General features: G+C 69.0%; 18 protein-coding genes. 12 read left to right on the plus strand and 6 right to left on the minus strand.

The window, feature by feature from the left end:
- The first annotated feature begins 81 nt into the window (after positions 1-81).
- From ACWF7A_RS30755 to ACWF7A_RS30780, 6 genes are read left to right on the plus strand one after another with little or no spacing between them, the layout of a single operon-like run.
- Positions 82-1,725 carry an ABC transporter substrate-binding protein gene (locus ACWF7A_RS30755; protein WP_452253993.1) on the plus strand — a complete coding sequence of 548 codons (1,644 nt, stop codon included), beginning with the start codon at positions 82-84 and terminating at the stop codon, positions 1,723-1,725.
- Positions 1,726-2,631 carry an ABC transporter ATP-binding protein gene (locus ACWF7A_RS30760; protein WP_452253994.1) on the plus strand — a complete coding sequence of 302 codons (906 nt, stop codon included), beginning with the start codon at positions 1,726-1,728 and terminating at the stop codon, positions 2,629-2,631.
- Entirely contained in the window at positions 2,628-3,608 is a 981-nt protein-coding gene (locus ACWF7A_RS30765) for an ABC transporter permease (protein WP_452253995.1), read from the plus strand. The genes ACWF7A_RS30760 and ACWF7A_RS30765 overlap by 4 nt, the downstream gene beginning before the upstream one ends.
- A gap of 2 nt (positions 3,609-3,610) precedes the next feature.
- The gene (locus ACWF7A_RS30770; protein ID WP_439659934.1) at positions 3,611-4,429 is read left to right on the plus strand and encodes an ABC transporter permease subunit; all 819 of its coding nucleotides are present in this window, start codon (positions 3,611-3,613) and stop codon (positions 4,427-4,429) included.
- On the plus strand, positions 4,426-5,382 hold the full coding sequence (locus ACWF7A_RS30775) for an ABC transporter ATP-binding protein (protein ID WP_452253996.1): 957 nt from the start codon (positions 4,426-4,428) through the stop codon (positions 5,380-5,382). The genes ACWF7A_RS30770 and ACWF7A_RS30775 overlap by 4 nt, the downstream gene beginning before the upstream one ends.
- Positions 5,375-6,709, plus strand: a complete 1,335-nt coding sequence (locus ACWF7A_RS30780) for a GH1 family beta-glucosidase (RefSeq protein ID WP_452253997.1) — start codon at positions 5,375-5,377, stop codon at positions 6,707-6,709. Before ACWF7A_RS30775 ends, ACWF7A_RS30780 begins: the two co-directional genes overlap by 8 nt.
- Before the next feature lie 66 nt (positions 6,710-6,775).
- Here ACWF7A_RS30780 and ACWF7A_RS30785 read toward each other — a convergent pair whose 3' ends face one another.
- The gene (locus ACWF7A_RS30785) at positions 6,776-7,168 is read right to left on the minus strand and encodes a hypothetical protein (RefSeq protein WP_452253998.1); all 393 of its coding nucleotides are present in this window, start codon (positions 7,166-7,168) and stop codon (positions 6,776-6,778) included.
- A 19-nt stretch (positions 7,169-7,187) separates the two neighbouring features.
- Between ACWF7A_RS30785 and ACWF7A_RS30790 the strand changes: the two genes are divergently transcribed.
- Both ACWF7A_RS30790 and ACWF7A_RS30795 read left to right on the plus strand, forming a co-directional pair.
- On the plus strand, positions 7,188-7,802 hold the full coding sequence (locus ACWF7A_RS30790; RefSeq protein ID WP_452253999.1) for a helix-turn-helix domain-containing protein: 615 nt from the start codon (positions 7,188-7,190) through the stop codon (positions 7,800-7,802).
- Between the two features lie 83 nt (positions 7,803-7,885).
- The gene (locus tag ACWF7A_RS30795; RefSeq protein ID WP_452254000.1) at positions 7,886-9,136 is read left to right on the plus strand and encodes a lysine N(6)-hydroxylase/L-ornithine N(5)-oxygenase family protein; all 1,251 of its coding nucleotides are present in this window, start codon (positions 7,886-7,888) and stop codon (positions 9,134-9,136) included.
- A 14-nt stretch (positions 9,137-9,150) separates the two neighbouring features.
- On the opposite strand, the gene ACWF7A_RS30800 is transcribed toward ACWF7A_RS30795, so the two are convergent.
- On the minus strand, positions 9,151-9,969 hold the full coding sequence (locus ACWF7A_RS30800; protein WP_452254001.1) for a hypothetical protein: 819 nt from the start codon (positions 9,967-9,969) through the stop codon (positions 9,151-9,153).
- A 64-nt stretch (positions 9,970-10,033) separates the two neighbouring features.
- Between ACWF7A_RS30800 and ACWF7A_RS30805 the strand changes: the two genes are divergently transcribed.
- Genes ACWF7A_RS30805 through ACWF7A_RS30815 form a run of 3 tightly spaced genes read left to right on the plus strand, consistent with a single transcriptional unit; the run spans position 10,034 to position 11,933 of the window.
- Entirely contained in the window at positions 10,034-10,402 is a 369-nt protein-coding gene (locus ACWF7A_RS30805) for a GntR family transcriptional regulator (RefSeq protein ID WP_452254002.1), read from the plus strand.
- Positions 10,402-11,277 carry an ATP-binding cassette domain-containing protein gene (locus tag ACWF7A_RS30810; RefSeq protein ID WP_452254003.1) on the plus strand — a complete coding sequence of 292 codons (876 nt, stop codon included), beginning with the start codon at positions 10,402-10,404 and terminating at the stop codon, positions 11,275-11,277. Before ACWF7A_RS30805 ends, ACWF7A_RS30810 begins: the two co-directional genes overlap by 1 nt.
- Positions 11,274-11,933 (plus strand): hypothetical protein, encoded by a 660-nt coding sequence (locus ACWF7A_RS30815; RefSeq protein ID WP_452254004.1) that lies wholly within the window; start codon positions 11,274-11,276, stop codon positions 11,931-11,933. The genes ACWF7A_RS30810 and ACWF7A_RS30815 overlap by 4 nt, the downstream gene beginning before the upstream one ends.
- Position 11,934: 1 nt before the next feature.
- On the opposite strand, the gene ACWF7A_RS30820 is transcribed toward ACWF7A_RS30815, so the two are convergent.
- The 3 genes from ACWF7A_RS30820 to ACWF7A_RS30830 are packed head-to-tail and all read right to left on the minus strand — an operon-like array spanning position 11,935 to position 14,203.
- A complete protein-coding gene (locus ACWF7A_RS30820; protein WP_452254005.1) occupies positions 11,935-12,906 on the minus strand; it encodes a LacI family DNA-binding transcriptional regulator in 972 nt (323 codons plus the stop codon).
- 5 nt (positions 12,907-12,911) lie between these two features.
- On the minus strand, positions 12,912-13,370 hold the full coding sequence (locus ACWF7A_RS30825) for a hypothetical protein (RefSeq protein WP_452254006.1): 459 nt from the start codon (positions 13,368-13,370) through the stop codon (positions 12,912-12,914).
- On the minus strand, positions 13,367-14,203 hold the full coding sequence (locus ACWF7A_RS30830) for a DUF1996 domain-containing protein (protein WP_452254007.1): 837 nt from the start codon (positions 14,201-14,203) through the stop codon (positions 13,367-13,369). The genes ACWF7A_RS30825 and ACWF7A_RS30830 overlap by 4 nt, the downstream gene beginning before the upstream one ends.
- 214 nt (positions 14,204-14,417) lie before the next feature.
- Between ACWF7A_RS30830 and ACWF7A_RS30835 the strand changes: the two genes are divergently transcribed.
- The gene (locus ACWF7A_RS30835; RefSeq protein ID WP_452254008.1) at positions 14,418-16,127 is read left to right on the plus strand and encodes a discoidin domain-containing protein; all 1,710 of its coding nucleotides are present in this window, start codon (positions 14,418-14,420) and stop codon (positions 16,125-16,127) included.
- On the opposite strand, the gene ACWF7A_RS30840 is transcribed toward ACWF7A_RS30835, so the two are convergent.
- A complete protein-coding gene (locus tag ACWF7A_RS30840) occupies positions 16,111-18,033 on the minus strand; it encodes an endo-beta-N-acetylglucosaminidase (protein WP_452254009.1) in 1,923 nt (640 codons plus the stop codon). The two genes, ACWF7A_RS30835 and ACWF7A_RS30840, sit on opposite strands and share 17 nt — an antisense overlap.
- Positions 18,034-18,271 lie beyond the last annotated feature (238 nt).

The raw sequence follows: 18,271 nt of genomic DNA on the forward strand, positions 1-18,271 counted from the left end.
AGACGACCGCATGCCGTCTGGCGAGTTCGCCGTACGCATGAGAGAGCGCTCTCATGCTTGGTCGTATCGGGAGATTCCCCCATGCGCAGAACAATCATCGTCGCGCTTGCACTGGCGCTCGCGGCGACAGGTTGCTCCTCCGGCGGTGCCACCAAGGCCGCCGGCGTGTTGACCGTGGGCATGCCCAACGGGCCGCTGACCGAGAACCACAACCCGTTCCTGCCCACGTCGGCGGCGGGCTCGCTCGGCTACCGCTACCAGATCTACGAGCCGCTGGCGTTCGTGAACAACACGCGCCCGGCCCAGGACCCGGTGCCGTGGCTCGCGACGAAGTGGGACTGGACGCCGGACTTCAAGAAGGTCACCTTCACGATCCGGGAGAACGTGAAGTGGTCCGACGGCAAGCCGCTCACGGCCGCGGACGTCGCCTTCTCGTACGAGATCCTGAAGAAGTGGCCCGCGCTCAACAACCGCGACTCGCTCAAGGTCGAGACCGCCACGGCCACGGCCGACGGCAAGGTCGAGGTCTCGTTCGCGAGCCCGCAGTTCGTGAACCGCAACAAGGTCATCAGCGCGATGGTGATCCCGCAGCACGTGTGGAGCACCATTCAGGACCCGACGACCTACACGAACCCGAAGCCCGTCGGCACCGGTCCGTACGAGCTGAAGTCGTTCACCTCGCAGACCGTCACGATCGCGCGGCGCGCGGAGTACTGGCAGGAACTGCCCAAGGTCCCGGAGATCCAGTACACCTCGTACAACGACAACACGGCGCAGACCACCGCGCTGGCGTCGGGTGCGAGCCAGTGGTCCTACGTCTTCATCCCGGACTACCAGAAGCTCTACGTCGACAAGGACCCGGCGAACCACAAGCTCTGGTTCCCGGCCGGTCTGGGCATCCACGGCCTGTGGCTGAACACGACGGTCGCGCCGTTCGACAACGCCGCGCTGCGCTCCGCGATGAGCGACGTGATCGACCGCGAGGCGATCTTCGTCAAGGGTGAGGCCCGCCTCTTCCCGAAGCTCGAGTCGAAGACCGGCATGCCGTTGCCCGCCGGTGACTCGTTCCTCGCACCGGAGTACAAGGACGCGAAGTTCAAGATCGACGTCGACGGCGCGAAGCAGAAGCTCACCGCCGCAGGCTTCAAGTACGCGGGCGACGTGCTCCAGGCGCCGGACGGCAAGCCGGTCACGATCGAGCTCACGAACCCGTCCGGCTGGTCGGACTACCTGACGGTCCTCGACATCATCAAGGGCGACCTGAAGAAGATCGGCATCGAGGCGACCGTGCGCACGCAGACCGCGGACGCGTGGACGACCGACTTCGCGAACGGCTCGTTCCAGGGCTCGCTGCGCTGGACCAACACCGGTGCCACGCCGTACGAGATGTACCAGAACATCATGGACGGCGCGGAGATCAAGCCGATGGGGCAGACGGCGGCGGTGAACTTCGGCCGCTACAACAACCCCGAGGCCACCACGGCGCTGGCCGAGTACGCGAACGCGGCCGACGACGCGGCGCGGGCCAAGGCCCTCGCGGTGCTGCAGAAGATCATGGTCGAGCAGGTCCCCATGATCCCGACCTCCGCCGGCCCGATCGGCGCGGAGTACAGCACGAAGAACTGGGTCGGCTGGCCGTCCGAGGAGGACCCGTACGGTCCGCCGCAGGCGACCCTGCCCAACGCCCTCCAGATCGTCATGAAGCTGAAGCCCGCGGGATCCTAGATGAACGAAGTCGCGCTTGAAGCGAAAGGTCTGGTCAAGACCTACAAGCGCGTGCGCGCGGTGCAGGACGTCTCCATCGTCCTGCGCCGCGGGCGCGTGACCGCCCTCGTCGGCGAATCCGGATCAGGCAAGTCGACGGTGGCGAAGCTGCTCGCGCGGCTCGTGGAACCCACCTCCGGCGAGATCCTGCTGGACGGCGAGAAGGTGCGGAGGGTCCGGGAGTACCGGCGCAAGGTCCAGATGGTGTTCCAGGACCCCTTCGCATCGCTCAACCCGATCCACACGATCCGCTACCACCTGACCCGGCCGCTGAAGATCCACAAGCGGCCGGAGACGGTGGAGGAGCTGTTGCAGCGGGTGAACCTGCCCGCCGACTTCGCCTCGCGGTACCCGCACGAGCTCTCCGGTGGTCAGCGGCAGCGCGTCGCGATCGCCCGCGCGCTCGCCGCGAACCCCGAGGTGCTGCTCGCCGACGAACCGGTGTCCATGCTGGACGTCTCCATCCGGCTCGGCGTGCTGAACCTGTTGCTGGACCTCAAGGAACGGCTCAAGCTCGCGGTCCTCTACATCACGCACGACATCGCGTCGGCGCGCTACTTCGCGGACGAGACGTTCGTGATGTACGGCGGGCAGATCGTCGAGGGCGGCGAGAGCGAGTCCGTGACGCAGCGGCCCGCCCACCCGTACACGCAGCTGCTCATCGAGTCCGCGCCCGACCCCGAACGGGCCGTCGTCGCGCTGGACGCGCCGCTGGAGGAGGCCGCGCAGGTCTCGACCGGCTGCCCGTTCGCGCCGCGCTGCCCCAAGGTGCAGACGCGGTGCTGGACCGAGGCGCCCCCGCGCACCGAGGTCGACTCCTACGGGCACTGGGCGGCCTGCTGGTTGTACGCGGAGGCGGCGGCATGACGTTCCTGCTCCGCCGTGCGCTGTTCTACTTGGTGACCCTGTGGGCGGCCATCACGGTGAACTTCCTGCTGCCGCGCCTGCTTCCGGGCGACCCGGTGCAGGCCATGATCACCAAGCTCGGTGGCCGGCTCAACAGCGACGCGATGGCGTCCCTGTACGTGCTCTTCGGACTCGACGACAACAAGTCGATCTGGGAGCAGTACGTCGACTACTGGGGCTCGCTCTTCCGGGGCGATCTCGGGCTGTCGTTCACGTTCTTCCCGACCCCGGTCGCGGACGTGCTCGCGCAGTCGATGCCGTGGACGCTCGGTCTCGTCGGTGTCACCACGGTCATCGCGTTCGTCCTCGGCACGCTGCTGGGCGTCTACGCGGGCTGGAAGCGCGGCTCGTGGATGGACAACCTCATCCCGGTCACGACGTTCCTGTCGTCGATCCCGTACTTCTGGCTCGGGCTGATCGCGATCTCGCTGTTCTCCGTGACCTGGCCGCTGCTGCCGGCGTCCGGTGGCTACGCGCCGGGGCTGGTGCCGGAGTTCTCCGGCGAGTTCATCGGCAGCGTGCTGGAGCACGCGGTGCTGCCCGGCGTCACGATCGTCGTGAGCTCGGTGGCCGGCTGGATCCTCGGCATGCGCAACATGATGGTGACCGTGACGGCCGAGGACTACGTGCTCGTCGCGCGGGCCAAGGGCCTCACCCAGAAGCGGATCATGTTCGCCTATGCGGCGCGCAACGCCGTGCTGCCGTCGATCTCGGGTTTCGCGCTGTCGCTGGGCTTCATCGTCGGCGGCGCCCTACTGGTCGAGATGGTGTTCTCCTACCCGGGCCTCGGCTACGTGCTGTTCCAGGGCATCGGCGGCAAGGACTACCCGTTGATGCAGGGCGTGTTCCTCGTGATCACGCTGGCCGTGCTGGTGGCGAACCTGCTCGCGGACATCGGCTACCTGCTGCTGGACCCGCGCACCCGGAAGGAGGGCTGACGATGAACTTCAAGACCAAGCTGGGCCTGGGCATCCTGGCCTTCTTCACGCTGATCGCGGTGATCGGCGAGTGGATCGCGCCGTACGACCCGTCCGCGATGAGCGACGACCTGCTGTCGCCGCCGTCCGGTGCGCACTGGTTCGGCACGACCATGACCGGGCAGGACATCTTCTCCCAGGTGCTCGTGGGCACCAGGGGAGTGATGGTCGTCGGGCTCGTCTGCGGTGTGCTCGCGACGTTCCTGTCGATCCTCGTCGGCGTCACGGCCGGGTTCCTCGGCGGCGCGGCCGACGAGGCGTTGTCCATGCTGTCCAACGTCTTCCTGGTGATCCCCGCGCTGCCGCTGATCATCATCGTGGCGTCGATGCTGCCCTCGGCGGACACCGTGCTGATCGCGGCGGTGATCTCGCTGACCGCGTGGGCGTGGGGGGCCCGGATCCTGCGCGCGCAGACGATGTCGTTGCGGCGCAGGGACTTCGTGGAGGCCGCGCGGGCGTCCGGTGAACGCACCTGGCGCATCATCGTGTTCGAGGTCCTGCCGAACCTGCTGGCCGTCATCGGCTCCGGCTTCGTCGGCACGGTGATCTTCGCGGTCATGCTGCAGATCACCCTGTCGTTCGTCGGCGTCATCTCGCTGTCGACCTGGAACTGGGGCACGATCCTGTTCTGGGCTCAGAGCAACCAGGCGCTCGGCCTGGGCGCGTGGTGGTGGTTCGTCCCCGCCGGCCTGTGCATCGCGCTGCTGGGCACGGCGCTGGCGCTGATCAACTTCGGGATCGACGAGTACGCGAATCCCCGGCTGCGGAAGGTGCGCGCATGAGCCCGGTGCTGGAGATCCGCGATCTCTCGGTGGACTACGGCACGTTGCGTGCCGTGCACAACGTCTCGCTGTCGCTCAACCGGGGCGAGGTGCTCGGCCTGGCCGGCGAGTCGGGCAGCGGCAAGTCCACTCTGGCGTACGCGGCCACGCGGCTGTTGCAACCGCCGGGGCACGTGCCGTCGGGTGAGGTTTTGTTCAAGGGCAGGGACCTGCTGTCGCTCAGCGAGAAGGAGCTGCAGGTGCTGCGGTGGAGCGAGATCTCCATCGTGTTCCAGGGTGCGATGAACGCCCTCAACCCGGTCATCTCGGTCGCCACGCAGCTCGACGACGTCCTGCGCACCCACCGGCCGGAGATGAAGAAGCCGGAACGCACCGCCCGCGCCCGAGAGCTGCTGGGCCTGGTGGGCATCCCGGCCGACCGGCTCGGGGCGTACCCCCACCAGCTGTCCGGCGGCATGCGGCAGCGCGTGATGATCGCGATGGCGCTCGCCCTGGAACCCGAGATCGTCATCATGGACGAGCCGACGACCGCGCTGGACGTGGTGGTGCAGCGGCAGATCCTCGGTCAGATGATGCGGCTGCGCGAGACGCTCGGTTTCTCGATCATCTTCATCACCCACGACATCTCGCTGCTGGTGGAGTTCTCCGACCGGATCGCGATCATGTACGGCGGGCGCGTGGTCGAGGAGGCACCGGCGGGGGAGATCTACCGCGCCGCCAAGCACCCGTACAGCCAGGGCCTGCTCTCGTCGTTCCCGGCGCTGCGCGGCCCGCGTCGTGAGCTGAAGGGCATCCCGGGCTCGCCGCCGGACCTGCGCTCGATGCCGTCGGGCTGCCCGTTCCACCCGCGCTGCCCGTCCGCGATGGACGTGTGCGGGGAGCGGATGCCGTCGCTGGAGGCCGTCGAGGAGCAGCGCCGCGTGGCGTGCTGGTTGGAGGACGTGCGTGTCTGACGTGACCGCGGGGCTGCCCGGTGATTTCTTCTGGGGCGTGGCGACTTCGGCTTACCAGATCGAGGGCGCGTGGGACGAGGACGGCCGGACGCTCTCCATCTGGGACACCTTCTCCCGGCGTCCCGGCGCCGTCGAGAACGGTGAGACCGGCGACGTGGCGTGCGACCACTACCACCGCATGCCGGCGGACGTGGCGATGATCGCGGGCCTGGGCGTCGACAAGTACCGCTTCTCCGTGTCGTGGCCGCGCATCCAGCCCGGCGGCCGCGGTCCGGTGAACGCCAAGGGCGTCGACTTCTACTCCCGGCTCGTCGACGAGCTGCTGGAGAAGGGCGTCGACCCCTGGCTCACGCTCTACCACTGGGACCTGCCGCAGGAGCTCGAGGACGCGGGCGGCTGGCCGCACCGCGACACCGCCTACCGCTTCGCCGAGTTCGCGGGCCTGGTGCACGACGCGCTGGGCGACCGGGTGCCGACGTGGACGACGCTGAACGAGCCGTGGTGCTCGGCGATGCTCGGCTACGACACCGGCCGCCACGCGCCGGGCCGCACGAACTTCGCGGAGGCCATGCGCGCCACGCACCACCTGCTGCTGGGGCACGGCCTGGCCGCGCGGGAGCTGCGTTCCCGGGGCGTGTCGTCGTTGGGCATCACGCTGAACATGGGCACCCACTCGGCAGCCTCGGACGACCCGCGTGACGTGGACGCGGCCCGCCGAGCGGACGGCCTGGGCACCCGGATCTACCTGGATCCGCTGGTGCACGGGCGTTATCCGGAGGACGTGCTGGCCGATGTCGCCGCACGCGGTGCCGAGATCCCGGTGCTCGCAGGCGACCTGGAGATCATCTCGACGCCGCTGGACGTGTTCGGCGTGAACTACTACACCTCGCACGTCCACAGGGCGACCGACGACCCGGCCGTGTCCGAGGTGGTGCCGCAGGGCCGTCCCGTCACCGCGATGGGCTGGGAGATCGTGCCGGAGGGCTTCACGTCGCTGCTGGTCCGCCTGCACGAGGACTACGGCGTGCCGATGGTGATCACCGAGAACGGCGCGGCGTTCGACGACCTCGACGTCGAGGACGGCCACGTCGCCGACACCGACCGCGTCGAGTACCTGAAGTCGCACATCGGGGCCGTCGCCGCCGCGGTGCGGGCCGGTGCGGACGTGCGCGGCTATCTCGCGTGGTCGTTGATGGACAACTTCGAGTGGGGTTACGGCTACGGCAAGCGGTTCGGCATCGTCCGCGTCGACTACGAGACCCAGGAACGCACGCTGAAGCAGAGCGCGCGGTGGTTCCGGGACCTGATCACGAGGTCCCGCGCGTAGTTCCCGATCTCCGGCTCGGTCGTCGTGGATCTCTGCGCCCCCACGGCGGCCGGGCCGGTTCCACCCTCATGCGCGTTCCCCGGTCTCGCGTGCCAGCACCGTTCCCGCCGCCAGCACGAGCAACGCGACCGCGTCCACCTGCGCCACCCGGACCACCTGCTGGTTCACCTCCGGGGTGGTCAGCACGAGGAGCAGGAACGCGCCCATGCTGATCGTGTTGCCGGTCACCGCCGCGGGCCGCAGAGCGGGCCGGAACGCCGACACGACCGCCAGCACGCCCACGAGAGCCAGCAGGATCGCCCGGTGCCGCAGCACCACCTCCAGATCCGCGCCGGTGATCTCGACTCCGTACGCCTGCCGCATCGACTCGGGCGCCAGCGCGCCGGCGCCGGGCGCCACGTTGACCAGGCCCGCCACGACCAGCAACGCCTGCCCCAGCCTCGTTCGTCTCCTCTGCACGCGTGGAATCATCGGGCGCGTGACCGATGCCGCGCTTCCGGAAACGTGCTGCCCGCGGGAGCGGACCACGATCTGGATCTGGCCCGGCCAGGCCGCGTACCTGGGGCCGTCGCTGGACCTCGACCCGCACTTCGGTTCCGTGCACTGCTTCGCGCTCGGGGTGGACGCGCCGTTCGTGCTGCGGATCGGCGACGACGAGCGGAAGGTGCGCAGCGCCCTCATCCCGGCCAGGACGCGCCACCAGCTCGTCTCGGACGGGCGGATGGTGTTCCTCTACCTGGAACCGGACCTCGCGGACGACCGGGTCCGCGCCGCGCTCGGGCTCCTGCGAGCGCACCCGTGCCTGAGCGCGCCTCAGGTGGCCGCCGAGCTCAGCCTGTCGACGTCGCGGTTCCTGCACCTCTTCTCGGCGCACGCGGGCACGAGCTTCCGGCGCTACCGGCTGTGGGCGCGGATGCTGCGGGTCGCGGCGGCCACGTCCGAAGGCGCGGACCTCACCAGGGCGTCCGCGGAGGCCGGGTTCGCCTCTCCCAGCCACTTCAGCGACGCCTTCCACGACATGTTCGGGCTGACCGCGAGCACGTTGCTGGGGAAGAAGGCCCGTGTCGTCGTGCTGGGTGCCCCGGCGACGTAGAACACGCCCTGATGCACTGGCTAAGGCATGCCTTAGTTAAGTTAGGGTCACTTTACGACGTGGAGTGCCAGGAGAGGATCGCGATGGAACCGGTGTTAGACCTGGCCGGAATAGGGTTCGGTCCGTCCAACCTCGCTCTCGCGATCGCCGTGGAGGAACACGACCTGCCGGTCAGGGCCCGCTTCTTCGAACGGCAGCCCCGGTTCGGCTGGCACCGGGGGATGTTGCTCGAGGACGCGACCATGCAGGTCTCGTTCGTCAAGGACCTCGTCACGCTGCGCAATCCCGCCAGTGGCTTCAGCTTCCTGTGCCACCTGCACGACCGCGGCCGGTTGGTGGACTTCGTCAACCACAAGAACCTCTTCCCGCTGCGCAAGGAGTTCCACGACTACTTCGAGTGGGCCGCGGAGAAGGTCCGGCACCACGTGTCGTACGGCGCGGAGGTCTCCGAGGTCACCGCCGTCGACGAGGGATTCGAGTTCACGGCAGGGGACCAGCGGGTCCAGGCGCGCAACCTCGTGCTCGCGACCGGGCTCGAGGCCACACTGCCCGACGGCATCGAGACGAGCGACCGCGTCTGGCACAACAAAGACCTCCTCACCCGCGTCGACACGCTGGAGGACCCGCGTCAGGTCGTCGTGGTCGGTGCCGGGCAGAGCGCGGCCGAGGCGGTGGCGTTCTTCCACGACCGGTTCCCGCGGGCCGAGGTGCACGGCGTCTTCGCGCGGTACGGCTACAGCCCCGCCGACGACAGCCCGTTCGCGAACCGGATCTTCGACCCCGCCGCGGTGGACGACTTCTACTCCGCGCCCGAAGAGGTCAAGCGCAGGCTCCTGGGCTACCACGCCAACACGAACTACGGCGTGGTCGACGGAGACCTGATCGAGGAGCTCTACCGGCGGGTGTACCGCGAGAAGGTCGTCGGACGGCAGAGGTTGTTGTTGCACAACACCTCCAAGCTCACCGACGTGACAGCCGCCGGCAAGTGCGTCGTCGAGTCGCTCGTGGACGGCGGCCGGCTGCCGATCGACGCCGACGTGATCGTGTTCGCGACGGGCTACCGGCCGGCGGACCCGGTCCGGTTGCTCGGCGACCTCGCCCGCCACTGCGAACGCGACGAGAGCGGCCGCCTGAAGGTGACCCGCGACTACCGCGTCGTCACGGGCGACGGCCTGCGCGGCGGCATCTACCTGCAGGGCGGCACCGAGCACACGCACGGCCTCACGTCGTCGCTGCTGTCGAACACGGCGGTGCGCGCCGGTGAGATCCTCGACTCGGTGCTGCGCCGGGTCGCGCGGCACCACGCCGGGTTGCGGCTCCAGGCGGTCGAGTAGGACCGCCCGCCGGGTCAGGCGTCGACCCTGACCCGGTGGTAGTACGCCAGCACGACGGTGCCCGAGACCGCGGCCACCGCGCTGATCACCAGGCCGGCCTGCGACAGCGCGCTCATGCCCGTGCCCTCGCCGAGCAGCTTGATGCCGATCCACGCCGCCACGATCGGGTTCACCACGGTCTGCCCGGCCACCACGAGGTCCGGCGGCCCGGCGGCGTAGCCGAGCTGGATGAACCACGCCCCGGCCAGGAACGCGACCGCGAGCCCGCCCAGCGACACCCACTCGACCACGGGCAACGCCGTCGTGACGTCCCTGACCAGCACGGCGACCAGTCCGTAGGCGACACCGGCGCCCACCGCCAGGGCGAGCGCCCGGATCGCCCCCGCCGTGAACGTCGCGGCGACCACGCACACCAGCACGCCCGCGACGACGAGCTGCCCGGCCTGCAACGCGACCTTCGGCGAGACCTCGGTCGGCACCGCTGCGCCCGCAGTGATGGACACGAACACCACGATCCCGGCCGTCGCCACCAGCACCGCCACGGCGAGCAGTCCGGTCAGCCGGCGGGCGCGGCACACCGCGATGATCGGGATGGCCAGCGCGTTCAACGGCGCGACCACCGACACCGGGGCCAGCGCCAGCGCGACGACCTGCAGCACCGCGCACGCGAAGAGCACCAGGAACCCCTGCACCCAGCGGCGGGACCGCACGAGCCGGTGCGCGGAGGTCAGCTTCAGGTCGGGGGTCTCCCGCACTCCGGCGTGCTGCCACATCGCGCCGAGTGCGCTGCACCCGGCCGCGAGCACCGCGCAGAGGATCGCGACCCCGACCACGTGACGATCCTACCGCGTCACTGCTATGGTTCATTACATGAGTAACGAACCAAGGAAGTAGCCCATGTTCGACGACCGGAGCCCGATCTACCGGCAGATCGCCGACCGGATCAAGGCGGACGTGCTCAGCGGGGCGTTGAAGGCGGACGAGCAGGTCATGTCGACCAACCAGTACGCCTCCTACTACCGGATCAACCCGGCCACCGCGGCGAAGGCCTTTCAACAGCTCGTGGACGAGCAGGTGCTCTACAAGAAGAGGGGGATCGGGATGTTCGTGGGCGCGCAGGCTCGCGACATGCTGCGGGCACAGGGGCGGGAGACCTTCTTCGGCGAGGTCGTGGACCCGATGGTCGCGGAGGCGCGAGCCATCGGCATTCCGCTCACCGAGGTCATCCGCAGGATCGAACAGCACGAGAAGAACGGGGGCGTGTGATGCGGGTCGACGTGCAGGGCTTAACGGTGCGCTACGGCGACACGGTCGCCATTGACGACATGAGCTTCTCGTTGTCGGGCAACAAGATCTACGGTCTGCTCGGCCGCAACGGCTCGGGCAAGACCAGCCTGATGTCGGCGCTCGCGGGGTACCGCAGGCCTTCAGGATCCGTTCAGGTGGACGGCGCGCCGGTCTTCGAGAACGCCGCCGTGATGCGCCAGGTCTGCCTGGTGCGCCACAGCGCCGACGCCGCGGACAAGGGCGACAAGGTCTCGTACGTCCTGGAGTACGGCGCCGCGTGGCGTGACACGTGGGACAACGACTACGCGCTGGAGCTCGCGGACCTGTTCAAGATCGGGCTGAAGACCAAGGTCGGCGAACTGTCGCTGGGGCAGCGGTCCGCGCTCGGCGTCGTGGTCGGGCTCGCCAGCCGCTCGCCGCTGACGATGCTCGACGAGTCGCACCTCGGCATGGACACCCCGACGCGGTACGCGTTCTACGACACGCTGCTGCACGACTTCATGGAGCACCCGCGCACGATCGTCCTCTCCACGCACCTCATCGAGGAGCTGTCCTCGTTGCTGGAGGAGGTGCTGATCATCGACGCCGGCCGGCTGGTGCTGCAGGAGGAGGCCGACGTGCTGCGCTCGCGCGGAACCGAGGTCACCGGCAACGCCTCCGACGTCGACGAGTTCACCACCGGGCTGACCGTGCTCGGCGAGAAGTCGCTGGGCCGCACCAAGGCCGCGATGGTCTTCGGCGCGCTGGACGACGGGCAGCTCGTCCGCGCCCGTCAGCTCGGGCTGGAGCTCGGTCCGATCGCGTTGCAGGACCTGTTCGTCCACCTCACGGACCCGGTCGGAGGCAAGCGGTGAAGATCTTCCGCCACCTGACCACGACGCTCGGCGCGTTCTGCGCGATGGTCGCGGGCGGCGCGTTCGCGTTCGTCGTGGCGCTGACGTTCGTCGTCTCGCTCTTCCGCGACGTCGAGATCAGCGCGTGGAACGTCGTCGCGTCCCAGGTCGGGCCGTGGTTCCTGCTGTTCATCGGTGTCCACGCGATCCACAACATGCTGCCGATCGCCGTCGCGCACGGCCGCACGCGCCGTGAGTTCCTCGGTGCGGCGTCAGGGTTCTCGGTCGTGCTCGCGCTGCTGATGACGCTGGCCGAGTGGCTGGGGTTCCTCGTCGAGGGCGGGATCTACTCGCTCATGGACTGGCGTGCCGACGAGCACGCTCCCCAGCTCGGCTACCTGCTGATGTACCTGGTGTGGATCGCCGTCGGCATGCTCTGCGCGGCGGCGTTCGACCGGTTCGGCGCGGGCGGGATCTTCGTCCTGCCGGTCGCGCTGGTGCTCGTGGTCGCGACGCGGGTGCAGATGCCGGGCTCGGGGAACCTGCCGTTCCTCGACGGCCTCCCGGACCTGATCGGGGCCGGTCTGCACGGGGTGCTGGCGGTGTCGTTCGTGGTCGCGCTGGCCGGCACGTGGGCGATCGCGCGGGACATGCCGATCCGGCCGCGCAGCGCCTGAGTCAGCCGCTGTCCCGCACCACCAGTGACGGTTCGAACATCACCGACGTGACGGGGGAGCGCGGCTGGGTGATCTGCCGCAGCAGCTGGCGGGCCATCTCCGCGGCCATGTCGCTGATCGGCTGCCGGACCGTCGTCAGCTCGGGTTCGCACGTCAGCGCGGCACTGCTGTCGTCGAACCCGACGACGGCCACGTCTCCGGGGACCTCGCGGCCGCTGCGGTGCAGCACGGGAATGGCGCCGTTCGCCATCAGGTCCGACGCGATGAACACGCCGTCGACGTTCGGGCAGCAGCGCAGCAGCCTCTCCATCGCGGCGATGCCGGACTGCCGGGTGAAGTCGCCGTGCACCACCACGGCGTCCGGCACCTCGGCGAGGAACCCGGCGAGCCGGTCCTGGCCCGCCGCGGTGTCCTGCGGGCCGGTGATCGTCGCAATTCTGGTGCACTGCAACGACTTGAGGCGGCGCCCGGCCAGTGCGGCACCGGCCGTCTGGTTCACGTCGACGTACGTGATCGGCATCGGTGTGAGCGGACGGCCGGCCAGCACGACGGGGAGCCCGGCCGCGATCAGCTGGCCCGGCACCGGGTCCGCCGGGTCGGTGTGCACGAGGATCACGCCGTCCAGGCGTCCGCAGCGCAGGTCGCTCAGCGCCTGCTCACGGGTGCCCGGCCCGGTCATCATCAGCACGAGGTGGATGCCGAGCGGGCGCACGACCCTCGTCACACCGCTGACGACGCTCGCGAGGTGCGGGTCGCCGTCCATGCGGCGTTCGTCGGGCAGCAGCAGGCCGATCGCGTCGGCCCGGCGCGTGACGAGGGAGCGGGCGGCGATGTTCGGCAGGTAACCGGTGCTGGAGATGGCCTTCTGCACGGCGTGCCGGAGCGACTCGTCGACGCTGGAGGCGCCGTTCACCACTCTCGACGCGGTCGCGCGCGACACTCCGGCCACCCGAGCCACCTCCTCCAGCGTCACGCGCTTCACCCGGCCGCCAGTTCCGCCGTGCGGTGGCGTTCCATCAGCTTGACCACCTCGGCGGTCGGCGGGTGGGTGATGGCGGAGCCCGCCGACCTCACGACCTCGAGGGACTCCGTGAGGTGGGTGTGCACGAACTGCTTCAGCGCGTCCGGGCTGGTCGAGGCGAGCTGGATCTCGGCGTCCGTCGGCATGCCCGGCATGTCGTGCCCGGCGTGGTTGTTCACGTACGGCGCGTCGAGCAGCTTCCTCAACTCGGTGAGCTCGAGGTTCCGGTTCTCCTTGAGCTCGGTGGAGTCCGTGAGGTCGAGCAGTTTGAGGGCCTGCTCGTCGGTGGCGATCGCCAGCTCGACGAATGCTCGTTCCGTTGCGCCGTAACCGTTCTGGGGCGTCGGCTGCGGGACGGGAACGGGTGGAGCCTGCTGGCAGGCCGCGAGAAGGCCTGCCAGCAGGAGCACTGTCATCCGTGGTTGCCGTTGTGGTCGCACTTGATCACCACGTTGAGACAGTTGCGGACGCGGCGTTCCATCTCGGCGCGCGGCCACACGTTGAAGAAGTCACCGTGCATCGTCTGCCCTGTCCCGGAAGCGAGCCGCAGGCCGGCCGTGCTGCCGTTGACCGGGTACCTCAGCACCATGCGCAGCTTCGGCACGGAGACGGGGTGGCTCGACGGGCAGCCGCCCGCGACCGGGTAGGACATGTGGGACTTGTGGTCGGCCGAGTCGAGGTTGCGGCCGTCCCAGCACTGCGGGAAGTCCAGGTAGGTTTCGAGCATCGTGCCCGCCGGGCAGGTCACGAAGTTCTTGGACGGGTTGACGTGTCCGGCGTGCAGGCAGGACCAGCGCGCGATGCTGTCGGCATCACCCGTGGCTTTCGCGTTGCCCGCGACGATCTTCAACCCGTACGGCGTCGGCTGGATCGCCGCCGGGTTGTTCACGCCTTCGCCGAGGTAGTAGAAGGTGACGCCGGTCGGTGCGATCGCCGTGTTGTTCCGGTACAGCGTCGGCACCCAGTACGAGGAGATGTCCGCGGCCGGGTTGCAGTTGCCGGTCTGGCCCTCCAGCGACTGCTGGGTGGAGCGGGCGTTCGTCGAGTGGTTGCCGAAGAAGTCGTGGAAGTGCGACGCGCCCGCCAGGTTCGGCAGGACGATCGGGTCGTCCGCCAGCCGGTGGCTGATCGGACACTCCGCGAGGAACTCGGCCACGCGGACTGGTTCTCCTTGTGCCGCAACGGGAATGCTGAGTGCTGTGGCTATCAGCCCGATGACGGCGGCGATGTGGAACAAGGGCTTCCTCATTGAAGCTTTCCTCTCCGCAGCAGGATTGGGAGAGCGCTCTCACGCCAATCGAGCATGGCGCAGGTCGTAATCGGCCGTCAATCCGCAAGAAACGTTCAGAAGTCCCGGTTTTCTTGACAGGACGCGTTCGGTGCCCCGACTCTCGGTTCCGAACTCCTGTCGCAGAGAGCGCTCTCTCGCCGTCCTCCCTCGTTCTCCGGCCCCAGGAGCATCCATGTCAGGAAGGCTTCAACGCGGAAGATTTCCCCTGGTGGTCGCGGCGCTGGTCGCGGCCTCCCTGATCGTCCCGGTCGCTGCTTCGGCCGCCGGTCCGCTGATCTCGCAGAACCGTCCCGTCACCGCGTCCAGCAGCGAGAACGCCGCCTTCGCCGCCACCGCGGCGGTCGACGGTGACCTCGGCACCCGCTGGTCGAGCACGTTCAGCGACCCGCAGTGGATCCAGATCGACCTCGGCTCGTCCGCGCGCGTCGACCAGGTGGTGCTGGCGTGGGAGGCCGCGAGTGCGCGGGCTTACACGCTGAGCATTTCGCCGGACGGCACGAACTGGCAGGAACTTCGTCGAACGACGACCGGGCCCGGTGGCGCCGAGACGCTTCCGGTCACCGGCACCGGCCGGTACGTGCGCCTCGACCTCACCGCGCGGGCGACCCAGTGGGGTTACTCGTTGTGGGAGTTCCAGGTGTTCGGCACGCGCGACGGCGGCGGCGGGGAAACCCTGCTGTCGTACGGGAAGTCCGGTGCGGCGTCGACGTTCCAGGACGACGGGAACTGCTGGCAGTGCTCACCGGCCAGGGCGTTCGACCGCGATCCCGCCTCGCGCTGGGCGACGAGCCCGGTGAACGGCTGGGTCGACCCCGGCTGGATCTCCGTCGACCTCGGTGCCACCGCCCAGATCTCGAAGGTCGTGCTGCAATGGGATCCGGCGTTCGCCACCGCCTACCGGCTCGAGGTGTCCGACGACAACGCGAACTGGCGGCAGATCTACTCGACGACCACAGGCCGCGGCTTCAAGGAGACGCTGACGGTCAGCGGCACCGGCCGGTACGTGCGGATGTACGGCACGGCCAGGTCGAACGGCTACGGCTACTCGTTGTGGGAGTTCCAGGTCTACGGCACGGGCGGCGCTCCCGTCACGCCACCGCCGCTGCCGCCGAACCCGTCGTTCCCCGGCCGGCTGGTGTGGGCGGACGAGTTCAACGCGCCCGCGGGCACCGGGCCGGACGCCTCGAAGTGGACGCCGGAGACCGGGCCGGGCGTGAACAACGAGCTGCAGTACTACACGAACAACAACAACGCCCGGCACGACGGCAACGGCAACCTGGTGCTGCAGGCCCGTCGTGAGGTGACGCCCGGCAGCGCGTGCCCGGTGGACCCGGTGAGCGGCAGCGGGACCTGCCAGTACACGTCCGCGCGGCTCAACACCTACGGCAAGTTCAAGTTCACCTACGGCCGCGTCGAAGCGCGGATTAAGGTGTCGTCGACGCAGGGGCTGTGGCCGGCGTTCTGGATGCTGGGCGCGGACTTCTTCGACCAGGGCAGGCCGTGGCCCTACACCGGCGAGATCGACATCATGGAGCACGTCGGCAAGGAACCGAACCGCGTGTACTCGACGCTGCACGCGCCCGCGTACTTCGGTGCGGGCGGGTACGGCTCGCCGTTGGAGCTGGGTCAACCGGCTTCCAGCGCGTTCCGGACGTTCGCGGTGGAGTGGGACTCCAGCCACATGACGTTCAGCGTGGACGGCAACCGCTTCTTCACCGTCGACCGCAACGTCCTGGAGACCACGCGCGGACCGTGGGTGTACGACCACCCGTTCTTCCTGATCATCAACAACGCGGTGGGCGGCGACTGGCCCGGCCCGCCGGGGGCCGGGACGCAGCTGCCGCAGGACATGGTGCTGGACTACGTCAGGGTGTACCAGTGATCGAGATGCGGGCGGGCGGCGAGACGTCGAACGCCTCGCTGACCGCTTCCACCTCGACCTGTGCGGTCTCGCCGCTGGTCAGCGGGATCGCCGGCACGAAGTACGCGTCGTTCGCCGTGCCACCGAGGAAGATCCGCTCGGAACCGGTCCACTTGTAGACCCGGTACTGCCTCGCACCGGGTGAGCGCGTCCAGGTGAGCCGTGCCGACGCCGTCGTGGCATTGGTGCGGCTCACCTGCTCGACCTGGACGTTCGCAGGGCTCGCCGGGGGAGTCATCACCGGGTTCGTGACGCCGATCCGGCCGATGGACGCGGTGATCGCGGCTCCCGGCAGCACCCGCAGCGAGATCTCCGTGAGCGTGGCGCCGGAGTGCTCGCCGAGCGGGAACACGCTGCGCCGCCACGCCCCGCTGACGCCGCCGAGGTCGAGGACCCGTTCGGTGGCGCCGAACCGCAGGACCGCCTGCAGCCGGGACGGGCCGGTGCCGGTGCGGTGCACGATCTCGAACTGGCTGGCGCCGGTGAGCTTCAGCGACGTCGCGAACAGCCGGACGTCGTTGGCGGACTGGGGAGTGCCGGTGATCTTCAGCGCGGTGCCGCCGTCGTACGGGTCGTCCCAGTCGAGCGACGGGGTGACCTTGGTGCCGGTACCGGTGACGCTCCAGCGCCACGTCGGCAGGACGTCCTGCAGCGACAGGTTGTTCCAGGCCTGCGTGGACCGGACCGTGCCGTTGACCGCGAACTTCCTGCCGTGGCCGGTGTTGAAGTTCGTGACGAACGGGAGCTGCGTGATCGGCGTGAGCTCGGTGATGTAGTGGGCTATGCCCTTCCAGCTCGCCGTCGTCGTGGTGTTCGCGGGGTCACCGTTCGGGCCGACCCAGAACCTGTTGTCGCGGGTGTAGAAGTCGGCGGGGCTCGTCGCCGACTTGAACGTCCACTCCGGACGGTAGAAGCCGAGCGAGGTCACGTGCGGCCTGTTCTCGGGGAAGACGCTCGCCCAGCCGACACCGGTGTTGTAGCCGTTGGACTCGACGTCCACACCGGACGCCAGGTCGTAGGGGCTGCGGCCCATCTGCTGGGCCAGCGCGGCGGAGTTCGCGAGGCCCTGCGTGGTCCACCAGAAGTTCAGGAACATCTCGTCGGACTGCTCGAAGAACGTCCGGTTGCGCGCGGTCAGGGCGTTCTGCCAGCTGACGCTGCCGGTGTCGGTCATCGCGTCGTACCAGATGACCCGCAGCCCGGACTTCTTCATGTAGACGATGAAGTCGCGCATGTCGTTCGCGAGCTGGGTGTTGCCGCCGGCGGTCTCCTGGTTGAGGAACCAGCCGTCGAAGCCGTAGTGGTGAGCGACCTGGATCATCTTGTCCGCCACGGGGAACCTGTCGCCCTCGCGCTTCACGAAGTCGCGGACCCACTGGATCTGGCCGCCGTACGCGGTGGGCGGGAGGAACACGTTGCCGATCACCCGCACGCCGTTGCGGTGCGCCGCGTCGGTGACGGTCGGGTTGGGAGCGAGGATCAGGCCCTCGGAGGCGCTGCCGCCCCAGAACACGAGTTCGTCGATGTACTGCCAGTAGTTCGTGGCGTAGTAGTTCATGTCGAGCGCGCCCTGGGCGGGATTGTTGCTCGTCGGCGCGTACGCCACGAGAGCCTGCACCCGGGCCTCGTTCGGGTGGGCGTGCGCGTTGGCCGGTCTGGCCGGGACGACACGTCTCGCGAGCGGGACGGTGCTGCGGTTGTACCGCGCGTCCCGGTCCGTCGAGGGATCCCAGTCCAGGATCGTGGCGGGATGCCAGTAGGACGCGTACGGCTGCGCGGTTTCGGCTGCGGACGCGGGAGTCTCGGACAGCAGACCGGTGAGTGCTGCTGTGGAGCTCAGAACGAGGAACTGTCTCCGAGTGGGCACGAGATCACCCTCGTGGGCCGTCCGATTCGCGGCATACCGCCGCTGCGGTGACTGGACAGGACGACAACGTCCCGGTCCGCTGCGCTGGGTGACCGGGTCGATTTCGATGACGTCCAGTCGAACACCGTCGAAATGTCCCTGTAACCATCCGAGTGGCCGAATCCCTGCCGGGCTACCGGGCGGTAGCGTGAGCCTCGCCGTCGCTTTTGGTTCCCCTGCAACCAATCGAGGTGTCTCC

The sequence above is a fragment of the Lentzea sp. NPDC055074 genome (assembly GCF_053608005.1).